16 protein-coding genes are annotated in these 15,323 nt (G+C 65.2%); 7 read left to right on the top strand and 9 right to left on the bottom strand.

Annotation, left to right across the window (positions count from 1 at the left end; translation table 11 throughout):
* Positions 1–82 precede the first annotated feature (82 nt).
* Genes AC3WLY_RS01805 through AC3WLY_RS01795 form a run of 3 tightly spaced genes read right to left on the bottom strand, consistent with a single transcriptional unit; the run spans position 83 to position 910 of the window.
* On the bottom strand, positions 83–280 hold the full coding sequence (locus tag AC3WLY_RS01805; protein ID WP_175964248.1) for a CsbD family protein: 198 nt from the start codon (positions 278–280) through the stop codon (positions 83–85).
* 53 nt (positions 281–333) lie between these two features.
* Positions 334–690: a BON domain-containing protein gene (locus tag AC3WLY_RS01800; protein WP_425130448.1), complete on the bottom strand. Its 357-nt coding sequence runs from the start codon at positions 688–690 to the stop codon at positions 334–336.
* Between the two features lie 55 nt (positions 691–745).
* The gene (locus AC3WLY_RS01795) at positions 746–910 is read right to left on the bottom strand and encodes a hypothetical protein (protein ID WP_175964246.1); all 165 of its coding nucleotides are present in this window, start codon (positions 908–910) and stop codon (positions 746–748) included.
* A 366-nt stretch (positions 911–1,276) separates the two neighbouring features.
* Between AC3WLY_RS01795 and AC3WLY_RS01790 the strand changes: the two genes are divergently transcribed.
* The 6 genes from AC3WLY_RS01790 to AC3WLY_RS01765 all read left to right on the top strand — a co-directional run bounded on the left by AC3WLY_RS01790 (position 1,277) and on the right by AC3WLY_RS01765 (position 7,712).
* Positions 1,277–2,806 (top strand): PAS domain S-box protein, encoded by a 1,530-nt coding sequence (locus AC3WLY_RS01790; protein ID WP_492309579.1) that lies wholly within the window; start codon positions 1,277–1,279, stop codon positions 2,804–2,806.
* Positions 2,807–2,946: 140 nt separating this feature from the next.
* Positions 2,947–3,138, top strand: coding sequence for a CsbD family protein (locus AC3WLY_RS01785; RefSeq protein WP_492309578.1), 192 nt, complete (start codon positions 2,947–2,949; stop codon positions 3,136–3,138).
* 409 nt (positions 3,139–3,547) lie between these two features.
* Entirely contained in the window at positions 3,548–4,699 is a 1,152-nt protein-coding gene (locus tag AC3WLY_RS01780; RefSeq protein WP_492309577.1) for a branched-chain amino acid ABC transporter substrate-binding protein, read from the top strand.
* 192 nt (positions 4,700–4,891) lie between these two features.
* A complete protein-coding gene (locus tag AC3WLY_RS01775) occupies positions 4,892–6,064 on the top strand; it encodes an NAD(P)/FAD-dependent oxidoreductase (protein ID WP_492309576.1) in 1,173 nt (390 codons plus the stop codon).
* Positions 6,065–6,382: 318 nt separating this feature from the next.
* Entirely contained in the window at positions 6,383–7,228 is an 846-nt protein-coding gene (locus tag AC3WLY_RS01770) for a GNAT family N-acetyltransferase (RefSeq protein WP_492309575.1), read from the top strand.
* A 103-nt stretch (positions 7,229–7,331) separates the two neighbouring features.
* Positions 7,332–7,712, top strand: coding sequence for a VOC family protein (locus tag AC3WLY_RS01765; protein ID WP_072438466.1), 381 nt, complete (start codon positions 7,332–7,334; stop codon positions 7,710–7,712).
* Between the two features lie 211 nt (positions 7,713–7,923).
* On the opposite strand, the gene AC3WLY_RS01760 is transcribed toward AC3WLY_RS01765, so the two are convergent.
* A complete protein-coding gene (locus AC3WLY_RS01760; RefSeq protein WP_492309574.1) occupies positions 7,924–8,895 on the bottom strand; it encodes a LysR substrate-binding domain-containing protein in 972 nt (323 codons plus the stop codon).
* A gap of 136 nt (positions 8,896–9,031) precedes the next feature.
* Between AC3WLY_RS01760 and AC3WLY_RS01755 the strand changes: the two genes are divergently transcribed.
* The gene (locus AC3WLY_RS01755; RefSeq protein WP_072438470.1) at positions 9,032–11,332 is read left to right on the top strand and encodes an NADP-dependent malic enzyme; all 2,301 of its coding nucleotides are present in this window, start codon (positions 9,032–9,034) and stop codon (positions 11,330–11,332) included.
* A 182-nt stretch (positions 11,333–11,514) separates the two neighbouring features.
* On the opposite strand, the gene AC3WLY_RS01750 is transcribed toward AC3WLY_RS01755, so the two are convergent.
* Genes AC3WLY_RS01750 through ctaD form a run of 5 tightly spaced genes read right to left on the bottom strand, consistent with a single transcriptional unit; the run spans position 11,515 to position 15,305 of the window.
* Positions 11,515–11,829 carry a high-potential iron-sulfur protein gene (locus AC3WLY_RS01750; RefSeq protein WP_175960822.1) on the bottom strand — a complete coding sequence of 105 codons (315 nt, stop codon included), beginning with the start codon at positions 11,827–11,829 and terminating at the stop codon, positions 11,515–11,517.
* A gap of 56 nt (positions 11,830–11,885) precedes the next feature.
* A complete protein-coding gene (locus tag AC3WLY_RS01745; RefSeq protein WP_034181991.1) occupies positions 11,886–12,227 on the bottom strand; it encodes a cytochrome C oxidase subunit IV family protein in 342 nt (113 codons plus the stop codon).
* Positions 12,228–12,235: 8 nt separating this feature from the next.
* On the bottom strand, positions 12,236–12,943 hold the full coding sequence (locus AC3WLY_RS01740) for a heme-copper oxidase subunit III family protein (RefSeq protein ID WP_072438472.1): 708 nt from the start codon (positions 12,941–12,943) through the stop codon (positions 12,236–12,238).
* On the bottom strand, positions 12,940–13,551 hold the full coding sequence (locus AC3WLY_RS01735; RefSeq protein ID WP_492309573.1) for a cytochrome c oxidase subunit 3: 612 nt from the start codon (positions 13,549–13,551) through the stop codon (positions 12,940–12,942). The genes AC3WLY_RS01740 and AC3WLY_RS01735 overlap by 4 nt, the downstream gene beginning before the upstream one ends.
* Complete coding sequence (ctaD, locus tag AC3WLY_RS01730) at positions 13,548–15,305, bottom strand: cytochrome c oxidase subunit I (RefSeq protein ID WP_175960816.1); 1,758 nt, start codon at positions 15,303–15,305, stop codon at positions 13,548–13,550. The genes AC3WLY_RS01735 and ctaD overlap by 4 nt, the downstream gene beginning before the upstream one ends.
* Positions 15,306–15,323 lie beyond the last annotated feature (18 nt).

The raw sequence follows: 15,323 nt of genomic DNA, 5'->3' as shown, positions 1-15,323 counted from the left end.
GATATTTGCCCATGTCGTTGTCCTGGCGGCCGCGACGCCGGCGGCGCCGCGGCGGGGTAAGGGTTGCGGTTTGCCGGTTGCGTTACAGCTCGCGATCGAATTCCTTCAACTGCTTCTCGGCCTCGTCGCGGGCGATCCCGTAACGTTCCTGGATCTTCCCGGTCAGATAGTCGCGATTGCCTTCCGCGACCGCGAGATCGTCGTCGGTCAGCTTGCCCCACCTGGCCTTCAGCTTGCCGGTGAGCTGCTTCCACTGGCCCTTGATCTTGTCCTCGTTCATCGTGTGCTCCTTGTCGGAATGGGATAAAAGCGCGGCAGCCGCCGCGCGGGAGGTCAGGCCTTTGCCTTCAGGCCGGATGCGTCGACGTGCTTCACGCCCTTGACCGCGCGCGACACGGCGATCGCCTTCTTCACGGCGATCTTCGAGGGCAGCACGCCCGTCAGCGTGACGACGCCGTCGACCGTCTTCACGCCGATGTCGAGACTCTTCACGCCGTCGGTGGAGGCCAGTTGGGTCTTCACCTTGGTCGTGATCCACGTGTCGGTGACGGGCTGGTTCGATTCGGCCTGCATGCCGTTGCCGTTGTCGGCCGACGTGTCCTGCGCATAGGCGCTCGCGAGCGGCGCGGCGCTCAGCAGGAAGGCTGCGCCAACGGCGAGCAGGGTCGAAAAATGCCGGGTCTTGTTCATTGAAGTTCTCCGTCGATTGGCGTGTTGAATGGGTAAGTGCGAACGGCGTTATCGATCACCGGGCGATCGGCGTGTCGTAGCCGGGCTCGCGCGGCGGGATGTCCGGGCGCGGCACGTCGGGCGGCAGCGGAACCGGCGGGTCCGTGCCGGGAGACGGTTCGGGCGGACTGTCCGGAGGCGGTTCGGGCCGCGTCGGATCGGGTGTCTGATGCAGCTTCATCGTGCTTCTCCTGTGCGGTTCGGAAAGCAGCGCATGAGCGCCGATGCAGTACCAGCGTACCGATGCGAACGGATGGGGACATCGCGCAAATTCACCTGTTCGACTAGTGCGTTTGCACGGGGGCGGTGACGGGGATGGAGTGCGTCGGTTGCCCGAGATGCGGGGGAGGGCGGGACGGAAGCGGCGACGATCGGCGCGATGCCGTACGGTAGCGGCGGGCCGTGCGAATGTACTATGGCGGGTAGTGCATTCGCGCCTGTCGCGCCGATGGGCGACAAGCGATCATCGCCACACGCGCCGGCCGGCGCGTGTCGACAGAGGCGCGGCCGGGCCGGCAGTCATGTTGATGACATGGACAACCATTCGATGAACGAACAGGTCAACGAACAGGCGCTCAAGTCGCATACCGATCGGCGCCAGCTGCACCAGATCATCGCGGGGCTCACCGAGGGCGTGATCCTGGTCGAGCCCGACCAGCGGATCGTGTGGGCGAACGAGGCCGCGCTCGCGATGCACGGCGTGACCGAGCTGACGGCGCTCGGCGCGACCGTCACCGAATATCGCGAGCGCTTCCGGCTGCGCTACCGGAACAACCATCCGGTGCGCGACGGCCACTATCCGATGGATCGCGTGATCGCCGGCGAGGAGTTCAGCGACGTGACGGTCGAAGTCGAATCGGCCGCCGATGAAACCGTGAGCTGGGTTCACCGGATCCGCAGCCTCGTGCTGACGAACGCGGCCGGCGAGCCGGACTGCCTCGCGCTCGTGCTGCACGATGCGACCGAATGGGCGAGCGCCGAGGAGCGCTTCGAGCGCACCTTCAACGCGAACCCGGCGCCGGCCGTGATCTGCCGGCTCGACGATCTGCGCTACGTGAAGGTCAACCAGGGCTTTCTCGACCTGACGGGCCACGCGCGCGACGACGTGCTCGGCCGCTCGGTGTACGAGATCGACGTGCTCGAACAGGCCGAGCGGCGCGAGCTTGCGATCGAGCGGCTCGGCGAAGGCGCGACGATTCCGCAGATGGAAGCCGTGCTGAAAGTCGCCGACGGCGGCACGAAGGCGGTGGTCGTCGCCGGGCAGCCGATCGACATGAACGACGAAGCCTGCATGCTGTTCACGTTCATGGATCTCGAACCGCGCAAGCAGGCCGAGCGCGCGCTGCGGCAGAGCGAGGAGCGCTTCGCGACGGCATTCCGGATGGCGCCGGTCGCGACCGCGATCGTGACGGCCGACCGTTGCGAGCTGCTCGACGTCAACGATGCCTTCGCCGCGATGACGGGCCATCCGCAGGACGACCTGCTCGGCAAATCCGCGGACGAGATCGGGCTGTGGGCCGAACGCGGTGCGTGGCAGCGTATCGAGGCCCGGCTCGCGCGCGACGGCAATGTGCGCAACGCCGATGTGCAGATCCGCACGCGCGACGGCGACGTGCGCGATTGCGTCGTGTCGGCCGATCCTGTCGCGATTCACGGGCGGGATTGCCTGCTCGTCGCGCTGCTCGACATCAGCGATCGCAAGCGCACCGAGATGGAGCTCGTCTACGCGATCGAAACCGCGATGCAGGATGCGTCGTGGTTCAGCCGCACGCTGATCGAGAAGCTCGCGAACGTGCGGCGCGCGAATGCGCCGGACGCGGGGGCGCAACTGTCGGACCTGACCGCGCGCGAGCGCGACGTGTTCGATCTGCTGTGCCACGGTCTCGCCGACAAGGAGATCGCCGGCCGCCTCGGGCTTGCGCCGAACACCGTGCGCAATCACGTCGCGACGATCTACGCGAAGCTCGACGTGCACAGCCGCGGCGAGGCGATCGTGTGGGCGCGCGAGCGCGGGATCGTCGGCGCAGCCGAAGCGAACGGCGCACGCGAGAAGGGTGGGGAGAAGGGCAAGGACTGACGCCGCCGGTGCGAATGCACCATGCGCGCTGGTGCATCCGCATCTGCCATGCGCGGCGGATGCGTGCAAACCTGTCCACTCGGCGGTGCGGCGCAGGCCGTCACGCCGCCGGCTTTTCCCAACCGTCGCAGGAGACGACCATGGACAGGAATCGCATCGAAGGCAAGCTCAAGCAGGTCAAGGGGTCGGTCAAGGAAGCGCTCGGCAAGGTGATGGGCGACCGCGAGACGGAAGCGGAAGGCATCGCCGAACAGCAGGCCGGCAAGATCCAGGAGAAAGCCGGCGAGGCGGCCGATGCGGTGCGCAAGCATACGGGCGCGGATCGGCACTGACCGGATGACGCGACGCTGCGGGCGTCGCGATGGCGTGCCGGCGTCGCGGCGATGATGCTTCATCGGCATGACCGCAGCCGGCCTTTCTGGACGGGCGCCGACGCGTATCTCCACTGGCGCCTTCGGCTCACGGCCGGCCGTCGCGCGGGCCGGCCGCGCGGAACTTGATGAAAAATCCTCACAACGTAGTTCCGATAATTCGTTTGCTGCACGGGTATTGGCTACCCACAATCCGTTCACCTCTTTCGCGGTGAAAGGTTCTTCGGAGACGGAACCGCAGTGATCGGCCGACCGGTTTGACGCCTTCGTCGAATGGCGCCCCGGCGGCGGACGACATCACCGGCACGCGAGAGGTCGCCGACGCGCGGCAGTCGCGCGTTGCATCCCGACCCACAGAAGAAGGATTGCCATGACGTTCCGCATTCGTTCGCTTTCCGGCGTTGCATTGACCGCCGCGATCCTCGCGTTCCAGACGGGCGCGGCCCATGCGCAGGAGACGGTCGTCAAGGTCGGCGTGGCCGGCCCGCTGACGGGCGGCGGCGCCGCGTACGGCAAGGACATCGAGAACGGCGTGCGCATGGCCGTCGACGAAGCGAATGCCGCGCGCACGACGGTGGGCGGCAAGCCCGTGAAGTTCGTCGTCGCGTCGCAGGACGACCAGAGCGATCCGCGCACCGGCGTGCAAGCCGCACAGCAGCTCGCCGATGCGCAGGTGGCCGTCGTGATCGGCCATTTCAATTCGGGCACGACGCTGCCCGCGTCGAAGATCTACGCGAAGGCCGGCATTCCGATGATCACGCCGTCGGCGACCAATCCCGACATCACGCGGGCCGGGCTCGGCACCGTGTACCGCGTGATCGCGACCGACACGCAGAACGCAGGCAACGCAGGCGCCTACGCGGCGAGCGTGACCAAGGCGAAGCGCATCGCGATCCTCGACGATCGCACCGCGTTCGGCCAGGGCGAAGCCGACGAATTCGAGAAGGCCGTGAAGGCGAACGGCGGCACGATCGTCGCGCGCGAATTCACGAACGACAAGGCCGTCGACTTCAGCGCGCAGCTCACGAAGATCAAGAGCACGAATGCCGATCTCGTGTTCTTCGGCGGCCTCGACGCGCAGGCCGCGATGCTCGTGAAGCGCATGCGGCAACTCGGCATCCGCGCGCAGTTTCTCGCGGGCGGCGGCGTGATGAACGCGAACTTCATCAGGCTGGCCGGCAACGCGGCGGAAGGCGCGGCCGTGTGGGAATACGGGCAGCCGCTGTCGCGCCTCTCGAAGGGCAAGCTGTTCGAAACGAAATTCAGGCAGAAGTACGGCGTCGACATGCTCGCGTATGCGCCGTTCGCGTACGACGCGACGTGGATCGCGATCAACGCGATGCAGAAGGCCAATTCGACGAAGCCGGCCGATTTCAACGGCGCGTTGAAGGACACGCGCTACGACGGCATCACGGGCACGATCGCGTTCACGAACACGGGCGACCTGAAGAACCCGAGCTCGACGCTGTATGAAGTGAAGAACGCCGCGTGGCAGCCCGTCACGACGAAATCGGCGGATTGAACGCAAGCGCGCGCGGACTTCCGCGGCGATGCCGGACGTGCTGAAATACCGTGAGCGATCGGTTGCGATCGCGGCGCATGCCGGGGCGATCGCCGGGGAAGTCTGCGGACGCGACGCCGCGTGCGACGCGGCACGAACAACCAACGGGCGTGGCCGGCTGGCCGTGCCTTTTACGTGCAACTGGAGTCAGTCGTGAGTTCTCAAGTCGTCATCGTCGGCGGTGGTGTGATCGGCAGCTCGATCGCCTATTTCCTGCGCGCCACCGATCCGACGGTCGCCGTGACCGTCATCGAACGCGACCCCACCTATGCGCGATCGTCGTCGGCGCTGTCGGCCGCGTCGATTCGCCAACAGTTCTCGACGCCGCTGTCGATCGAGATGTCGCTGTTCGGCATCGGCTTCCTGCGCACGATCGGCGAACGGCTCGAAGTGGACGGCAACCGGCCGTCGATCGATTTGCACGAAGGCGGTTACCTGTTCCTCGCGACGGCGGCCGGCGATGCGACGCTGCGCGAGAACCACGCGCTGCAGACCAGCCTCGGCGCCGATATCCGGTTGATGGATTGCGATGCACTGCGCGCGAAGTTTCCGTGGCTGAACGTCGACGATCTCGTGTCGGGTGCGTACGGCGTGAGCGGCGAAGGCTGGTTCGACGGCTACGGGCTCGTGCAGGCGCTGCGCAAGAAAGCGCAGGCGCTCGGTGCGCGTTATGTGGCCGCCGACGTGAAGTCGGTCGAACGCGATGGACGGAAGATCACGCATGTCGTGACGGGCGACGGCGAGCGTTATGCGTGCGACACGCTGGTCAACGCGGCCGGTGCGTGGACGCGCACGCTGTCGTCGATGATGGGCATCGACATTCCCGTGTATGCGCGGCGCCGCAGCATCTTCAACGTGTCGTCGCCGGCGAAGCTCGCCGATTGTCCGCTGCTGATCGATCCGACGGGCGTGTATTTCCGGCCGGAAGGGCGCACGTATATTTGCGGCACGTCGCCGAGCCCGGATCGCGACCCGGACGATCTGCCGCTCGACGAAGTCGATCACGACCTGTTCGACGACGTGATCTGGCCGACGCTCGCGAATCGCGTGCCGGAGTTCGAGGCGCTACGCGTGGAGAACTGCTGGTCCGGGTACTACGAGTACAACGTGTTCGACCACAACGCGATCATCGGGTATCACCCGGAACTCGATAACGTCGTGTTCGCGAACGGCTACAGCGGCCACGGGCTGCAGCAGGGGCCGGCGACGGGGCGCGGGGTTAGTGAACTCATTCTGGGCGGGCGTTACGAAACGCTCGACCTGTCGCCGCTCGGCTGGGCGCGGGTGCTGGAAAACCGGCCGATCGTCGAAAAGAACGTCGTGTAGCGCGGCGTGACCGCCCGGTGTGGGGTGGGCGGTATTCTCCTTGTGTCTCAAACCCATTGGCCCGACTTTGTCGGGCTTTTTTTGTTCTTCGCGGATTTTGGTGGTGGGTGCTCGGCGACCCGTTGCAGCCGGTCGACCGTTCGGACATTCGAGGAATGCCCGCCCTTGGGATTATGATGACGCGATCGGCGGCCGTGGCTTCGGGCACGATTGCCCGGCCTGTTCCGTCAGTTGGCCGGTGCTCGCTTGCTGGCGCTTTCCCGATGCATTTTCCGTAACACGAGGCGGCGATCTCTAAAGCCGCGAGTGGGGCGAACCATGGATCAAAGCGGTGACTTTATCGTGCGCACCATGTCGGCCGACGAGCTGGCCATGTCGGTCGAATGGGCGGCTGCTGAAGGGTGGAACCCCGGCTGGCATGATCCGCACTGTTTCAGGGAAGCGGACCCGGCAGGGTTCTTCGTCGGTGTTTGGCGCGGCGAGCCGGTCGCGTGCCTTTCCGCCGTCGCCTATGACGAACACTTCGGTTTCATCGGCCTCTACATCGTGAAGCCCGGGTTTCGCGGCAAAGGCTTCGGTATGCGAATCTGGCAGCACGGCATGCGTTATCTTGGCGACCGCAACATCGGTCTCGATGGTGTCGTCGCCCAGCAGGCGAACTACGGGAAGTCCGGGTTCCGGCTCGCGTACCGCAACATCCGCTATCAGGGCCGCGTGAACGGCATCGGGTGCGCGCATGTAGCGGCAGCAGGCGATGTGCCGTTCGAGCAGTTGCTTGACTACGATCGCCAGTGTTTCCCCGCAGCGCGCGAGCGTTTCGTCTCCGCGTGGATCGCACAACCGGATGCCGTTGCGCTCGCAACGGTCGACGCCGGCCGTGTCGCCGGATACGGTGTCGTGCGCCGTTGTGAGGCGGGCTGCAAGATCGGCCCGCTCTTCGCCGATGATGCGGGCGTTGCCACCGGGCTGTTTCGCGCGCTGGCGGCAAGCATGCCCGGCGAGGTCATCGTGCTCGACGTGCCGGAGACGAATCCCGCGGCCGTCGCGCTGGCGGAACGGCACGGCATGACGAGCGTCTTCGAAACCGCACGGATGTACACGAAAGACGCACCCGCGATCGCGCTCGAGCGCGTGTTCGGGGTGACGTCGTTCGAGCTGGGGTGATGGGGCGGACGGGGCTGCCGTCGATGGCTGCATGTGGCAACATCGCGGTGATCCGCACTTCACGTCGGGGCGCGGGCGAGCCCAACTATCCGAGGGGGAACTGATGTTTGACCACGTCAAATTCGGAGTCAGCGATTTCGCAGCGAGCAAGGCGTTTTTCCTCAAGGCACTCGAGCCGCTTGGTGTGGTGGTTGCGGGGGAGGGGGAGCCTTCGTACGGCGTCGAGCTTTGTCCGCCGGGGCCGTGGCAGCCTTCGTTGTGTCTGTTCCAGACGACGGAGAAGCCCGCGCATCTTCACATCGCGTTCAAGGCCGAGAATCGGCGGCAAGTCGACGAGTTCTATCGTGCGGCGCTCGAGGCGGGCGGGAAAGATAATGGCGCGCCGGGGTTGAGGCCGCGTTATAACGCGAATTACTACGCGGCGTTCGTCATCGGGCCGGATGGGCACAATATCGAGGTGGTTTGTCAGCGGGCGGAGGGGTGAATTTCTGTCGAGCCGCGTTGGGCGGCGGGACTGTCTCTCGCGTCACGCTTTTATCGATAGCGGTAGACGGATGTCTTCGAAGCCACGAGTGAACATTGGCGTGACCGAGAGCGTGCATGCGCGAATATGAGAAGCAGCCAAGATTGACCGCTCGCACCGCGAGTATGAATTGTTCGTAGCCGTGCAGCAGGTCCCTTGCCTGGGACAAACCTTATCTCCGCGCCTCCCCATACGTCTCCTTACACACCTCCCGTAGCGCTTCGACGAGCAAATCCCGCGCCGGCGAGTGCGAATCGGCGGAGCGGGTAAACAGCGCAATCGGCGGAAGCGTCCACACCAGCGAGTAAGGCACGATCGCCACGCCGGCAATCCGCACCAGTTCCTCCGCGATATCGGCCGGCACGATCGAGACGGCCTCGTCGCTCGACGCGATCATTTCGCCGATCAGCTTGGACGAGTAGCTTTCGACGATCGGAACGGGCGGCGGGATGCCGGCCGACAGAAACAGGTCGGTCACCTGTTCCCGCATCGGCGTATGCGGCGCGCCGAGAATCCAGTCGAGCGCGTGCAGCTTGTTCCAGTCCAGCGTCGTGCGGGCCAGTTTCGCGGCAAGGCGCCGGCTCGCGATCATGCGCGGCTGCTGCTGGTACAGCACCTCAAACGAAACCCGGCCCAGATCGATCGCCGACGACGCTCGCCCGATCACGATGTCGACGCTGTGATCCTTGAGCTGCAGCAGCAGCTGATCGCTGGTGCCTTCGTGAATCGTCACGGTCAGGCGCCGTTCCATGCGCGATTGCAGCCGCTTCAGCGCCGCGGACAGCATCTGGCCGGAGATGAACGGAATCACGCCGATGTGCAGGTGGGCCGCATGCCCGGCGGCGACGGCCTCCATCTCGCGGGCGAGGTGGTCGAGATCCTTGATCATCGCCTTCGCCCGTTCGAGCACGACCGCGCCGAGCGCGGTCGGCCGCATGCCGCGCGACGAGCGCTCGAAGAGCGGCGTGCCGAACATGCTCTCCAGCTCGGACAGCGCGTTCGTCACGGCGGGCTGGCTGCTGGCCATGTGCTCCGCGACGCGCGTCAGCGACCCGTGCTGCTGGATCTGCAGCAACAGCACCAGATGCCGAATCTTCAGACGTGCGCCAAGCCGCCTGACCACGTCGTTTGCGTCAAAAGTCATTGACTGGCCACGCACCCATCATGAAAAAGTGATGGACCGATATTAAAACAGAATCATCTCCTTATGGCGGATCTCTAGAATCACCTCCAAGGATCGCGCCGGGACTGGCCTGGCGCCCGTGCCCGGACCGAAAGACATGAAACAGACTGAGACACAGCAGCAGGCAGCGTTCGACTATCACGAGTTTCCGACGCCGGGGAAGATCTCGGTCGTCGCCAGCAAGCCGCTCGTGACCCAGCGCGATCTCGCGCTGGCTTACACCCCGGGCGTGGCGGGGGTGTGCGAGTCGATCGCGGCCGATCCGCTGCAGGCGCACCGCTTCACGAGCCGCGGCAATCTGGTGGGCGTGATCACCAACGGCACCGCGGTGCTCGGTCTGGGAAACATCGGCCCGCTCGCATCCAAGCCGGTGATGGAAGGCAAGGCCGTCCTGTTCAAGAAGTTCGCCGGGATCGACGTCTTCGACATCGAGATCAACGAGACCGATCCGGACAAGCTGGTCGACATCATCGCCGGCCTCGAACCCACGTTCGGCGGCATCAATCTCGAGGACATCAAGGCGCCGGAGTGCTTCACGGTCGAGCAGAAACTGCGCGAACGCATGAAGATTCCCGTCTTCCATGACGATCAGCACGGCACCGCCATTACCGTATCGGCTGCTTTCATCAACGGGCTGAAGGTCGTCGGGAAGTCGATCTCGGAGGTGAAGGTCGTGACGTCGGGGGCCGGTGCGGCCGCGCTGGCCTGCCTGGACCTGCTGGTCGACCTCGGGCTGCCGGTCGAAAACATCTGGGTGACCGACATCGAAGGCGTCGTTTATCGCGGCCGTACCACGCTGATGGACCCGGCAAAGTCGCGCTTCGCGCAGGAAACCGATGCGCGCAAGCTGTCCGAAGTCATCGGCGGCGCGGATGTGTTCCTGGGCCTGTCGGTCGGCGGCATCCTGAGCGCGGAGATGCTGAAGGAGATGGCGGCGCGTCCGCTGATTCTCGCGCTGGCCAACCCGACGCCGGAGATCTTCCCGGAACTGGCGCATGCGACGCGCGACGATGTCGTCATCGCGACGGGCCGCTCGGACTATCCGAACCAGGTCAACAACGTTCTCTGCTTTCCGTACATTTTCCGCGGCGCACTGGACGTGGGCGCGACGACGATCACCCGCGAAATGGAAATCGCCGCCGTTCACGCGATCGCGGGGCTTGCGGAGGAAGAGCAGAACGAAGTGGTGGCGGCGGCCTATGGCGCGTACGACGTGGCCTTCGGCCCGCAATACCTGATTCCCAAGCCGTTCGATCCGCGCCTGATCGTGCGTATCGCGCCGGCCGTGGCCAGGGCGGCGATGGAAGGCGGCGTGGCGACGCGCCCGCTGACGGATCTCGACGCGTATGTCGAGCAATTGCAGCAATTCGTCTACCACTCCGGCGCGTTCATGAAGCCGCTGTTCGCGACGGCGCGTCAGCTTGTGCGTGACGGCGGCAAGGCGCGGATCGTCTTCACCGAAGGCGAGGACGAGCGCGTGCTTCGCGCCGTGCAGGTGATCGTCGACGAGAAGCTTGCGCGTCCGATCCTGGTCGGGCGTCCGGAGGTGCTGCTGGCGCGGATCGAGCGGTTCGGTCTGCGTATTCGGCTCGGTCAGGATGTCGAAGTGACCAATCCGGAATATGACGAGCGGTTCCCGCAATACTGGACAACGTATTGGGAACTGCGCTGCCGGGACGGCATTTCGAAGGAGATGGCGCGCGTCGAAATGCGGCGTCGCCTGACCTTGATCGGCGCGATGATGGTGCGGCTCGGCGATGCGGACGGGATGATTTGCGGGACGGTCGGCGAGTATCACAATCACCTGCGGTTCGTCGACGAAGTGATCGGCAAGAAGCCCGGTGCGTCCACCTACGCGGCGATGAACATTCTGCTGCTCGACCAGCGGACGGTGGCGCTGGTGGATACGCACGTGAACGATAATCCCGATGCCGAGCAGATCGCGGAATTCACGATTGCTGCGGCCCGGCAGATGGAATGGCTGAACCTGACGCCGAAGGCTGCGTTGCTGTCGCGCTCGAACTTCGGTTCAGGCAGCGCGGCTTCGGGTGTGAAGATGCGCCGGGCGCTGGAGATCGTCCGGGAGCAGGCGCCTGATATCGAGGCGGATGGCGAGATGCACGGCGACTGTGCGCTCGATGAAGGGCTGCGGTCGCGGCTGCTTCCGATGTCGCCGCTCAAGGGCGCTGCCAATCTGCTCGTTTGTCCGAACGTCGATGCGGGGAACATTGCGTACAACCTGCTCAAGACCGAGGCGGGCAGCAATGTGGCGGTGGGGCCGTTCCTGCTCGGAGTCAACGCGCCCGTGAACATCCTCACTTCGAGCTCGACGGTGCGGCGGATCGTGAATATGGCGGCGTTGACGGTGATCGAGGCCAATCGGAGTGCTTCTGCCTGATCGATCGGCGCTTGTGGGGGAGGGCTACGGCCACCCCCCGCGTTTGTCGGTACTCGGCCGGTTGCTGCCGCCCAACACGCATCGGCGAGCGGCCGCTCCAACGCGCACACGAGACGCAATTCCACTTTGGCACGCCGATGCCGTTTCAGGCCGCCGGCAGCACGGCCGCCACGCCGTTTCTGCTACGCCTTTTTCGCATAGGCGCTGCACCAGCCTTTGGCATTGACCTGCTTGCCGCTGAAAATGGTGCACGGTGCCATCGCGACGCCGGTCTTGCCCTGGAAGAACTGGCAGTTCGCACAAGCCTGGCCCGCCTGAAAGTTCGGGAACTTCGCATGGTCGACCCGGCTTGCATCCGTCTTGTAACCGAGGGCCTGGGCATTTGCATCGGATTCCTGAACGGCGCCGGCATCTGCCGCCGTCGCGCGGCGTCCAAATGCCAGCGCGGATGCCAGAACGGTGGTGGTTGCAATAAAACGTCGGCGTGAAAATTTCATGGCGTCCTCCTGCATGTGCGAAGCGCTCGTCGCGTGACGAACGGGCGGCGAAGGGATCAGTGGAAGAAGAGTTCCCGCATGCCGAAAGTGTGATGCGCTTCGGCCGCCATCAGCACCATCAGCACCAGCAGGCACAGGGGCGGGATCAGGATGGCGTACACCAGCGCCAGCCGCTCCCACATCATGTGCATGAAAATCGATACGATCAGCCCGGCCTTGGCGATCATGAGCACGACGATCAGCACCCAGCGCAGCAGGCCCTGCACGTGGAAGTAATCCACCATGTACGACAACGTGCTCAGCACGAACAGCAGGCCCCAGATTTTCAGGTAAAGGCCGATCGGATGCTGCTGGCCGTGCGCGGCGTCGGGTCGATCGGCGGGATCGGTGTGGTCCATGGCCTGCCTCACCACAAATAGAACAGCGCGAAGATGAACACCCACACCAGGTCGACGAAGTGCCAGTACAAGCCGGCGATCTCGACGATCTGGAAGTTGCCGTGCTCGGTAAACCCCGGTTGCAGGATCTTGCGCGCGATCAGCAGCAGGTAGATCACGCCGCAGGTCACGTGAAAGCCGTGGAACCCGGTGATCATGAAGAAGCACGCGCCAAACTGCGCCGCGCCCAGCGGGTTGCTCCACGGGCGAATCCCTTCATGGACGATCAGCTTGGTCCATTCGAAGGCCTGCATCGACACGAAGGTCGCGCCCAGCAGCGCGGTGGCCAGCAACAGGGCGGCGGCGCGCCTGGCGTTGCGCCGGTAGCCGAAGTTGACGGCCATCGCCATGGTGCCGCTGCTGGTGATCAGCGTGAACGTCATGATGGCGATCAACAGCAACGGCACGTCCACGCCGCCCACCGTGAGCCCGAACACCTTGGAGGGATCGGGCCACGGCACCGTGGTCGACATGCGCACCGACATGTAGCCGATCAGGAAGCTGCTGAAGACGAAGGTGTCCGACAGCAGGAAGATCCACATCATCGCCTTGCCCCACGGCACCTTGAAGGCTTCGCGGTCGGCCGACCAGTCCGTGACGATGCCGCGCCAGCCGTCAGGCCCGGCGTCGGTGGGCGGGGTGTCGGCGGATTCGGTGGGAAGCGTGGGGGCGGTCATGGCGCGGCTCCATACAGCGGCCCGCAGATGGCCGCGACGAACGCAGGGGTGAGCCACCACATCGCCGCCAGCAGCACGAGCCAGACCGCCAGCAGGAAATGCCAGTAGAGGGCGCACAGCGCGATGGCGCGCTGGGCCCGGAACGGGTCCGTGCGCCGGAGACGCGCGATCGTCACGGCCCAGGCCGCCAGCCCGCCCAGCACATGCAATCCGTGCAGGCCGGTGAGCAGGTAGAGGAAGCTATTGGAAGGATTGACGGTGACGGTTTGCCCGGCCGCCGACAGCATGCGCCAGGCGATCAGTTGCCCGATCACGAACACGGCCGCCAGCACGCCGCCGGACGCGAGCCACGCCACGCGGTGCAAGGTCAGCTGCCGGGCACGCTGCATGGCAACGCTTGCCAGCACCAGCGCGCCGGTGTTCCACCACAGCAGCGCCGGATGCGGGATCGGCTGCCAGTCGGGCTCGCGCATGCGCATGCCATAAGCGAGCAGCAGCAGCGAAAACAAGGTCGTCGCCACCGCCATGAAGACCATCAGGCCGATGCGGCTCGCATTCGGCAGGACCGGCGGCGCGTCGGGAACGTAGGGGCGGGGCAGTGTGGTCATTCGCGAGCCTCGCCGGGTTGAAGCGTCGGGTGGGCCGCCGGCTCGGGCGCTGTCGCAGGCGGCTGGTTTTGCGGGACGAAGTCTTCCTTGTGCCCCGGCGGGCTGTATTCGTAAGCCCAGCGGTAGACGACGGGCAGCGCGGCGCCCCAGTTGCCGTGCACGGGCGGCGTTTGCGGCGTCTGCCATTCGAGCGTGGTGGCCCGCCACGGGTTGCCGTCGGCGCGCTTGCCGCGCACGAGGCTCCACGCGAGGTTGTACACGAACAGCAACTGCGCCACCCCGACGATCAGCGCAACGACGGTGATGAAGGTGTTGAGCGTCTGCGCCGAATGGGGAATGAAGCTGTAGCCCTCGTACGCGTAATATCGCCGCGGCATGCCCAGGATGCCGAGATAGTGCATCGGGAAGTAGATCGCATAGGTGCCGACGAAGGTGATCCAGAAGTGCGCGCGCCCGAGCGTATCGTTCAGCATGCGGCCCGTCACCTTCGGATACCAGTGGTAGATGCCGCCGAACACCACCAGGATCGGCGACACGGCCATCACCATATGGAAGTGCGCCACCACGAAATACGTGTTCGACAGCGGAATGTCCACGCTCACGTTGCCGAGATAGAGCCCGGTCAGCCCACCCAGCACGAAGGTGCTGATGAAACCGATGGCAAACAGCATCGGCACGGTCAGGTGGATATCGCCGCGCCACAGCGTCAGCACCCAGTTGTAGACCTTGAGCGCGGTCGGGATGGCGATGATGAGCGTGGTCGTGGCAAAGAAGAAGCCGAAGTACGGATTCATGCCGGCGACGAACATGTGGTGCGCCCAGACCACGAAGCTCAGCGCGCCGATGACGACGATGGCCCATACCATCATCCTGTAGCCGAAGATGCTCTTGCGCGCGTGCGTGCTGATGAGGTCCGACGCGATGCCGAAGGCCGGCAGCGCGACGATGTAGACCTCCGGATGCCCGAAGAACCAGAACAGGTGCTGGAACAGCAGCGGGCTGCCGCCGGCATGCTTGAGCGTCTGCCCCATCGACACCACGGCCGGTATGAAGAAGCTGGTGCCGAGTATCCTGTCGAGCAGCATCATCACCGCCGACACGAACAGCGCCGGAAACGCCAGCAGCGCCATGATGGTCGCGATGAAGATGCCCCACACCGTGAGCGGCATGCGCATGAGCGTCATGCCGCGGGTGCGCGCCTGCAGCGTGGTGGTGACGTAATTCAGGCCGCCCATCGTTGCCGCTACGATGAAGATCGCCAGCGACACGAGCATCAGCACGATGCCCCATTCCACGCCCGGCGTGCCCGGCAGGATGGCCTGCGGCGGATACAGCGTCCAGCCCGCGCCGGTCGGCCCGCCCGGCACGAAGAAGCTCGCCACCAGCACCAGCACGGCCAGCAGGTAGACCCAGTAGCTCAGCATGTTGAGAAACGGGAACACCATGTCGCGCGCGCCCAGCATCAGCGGGATCAGGTAGTTGCCGAAGCCGCCCAGAAACAGCGCCGTCAGCAGGTAGATCACCATGATCATCCCGTGCATGGTGACGAACTGGTAGTAATGGTTGGCGTCGATGAAGCTGAACTTGCCCGGAAAGCCGAGCTGCAGCCGCATCAGGTCCGACAACACCATGCCGACCAGGCCGATGGCGATGGCCGTCAGCGCATATTGCACGGCGATGACCTTGTGGTCCTGGCTCCAGACATAGCGGGTCCAGAAGCTTTGCGGGGCGTGGTCGGTGTGCGCGTAGGGCATTGCATGTGCTCCGCTGGG

It is taken from the genome of Burkholderia sp. FW306-1C-G01B, assembly GCF_058781685.1.
Note: the sequence above shows the minus strand (reverse complement) of the source record. Positions and strands in the feature narration are given on the sequence as shown.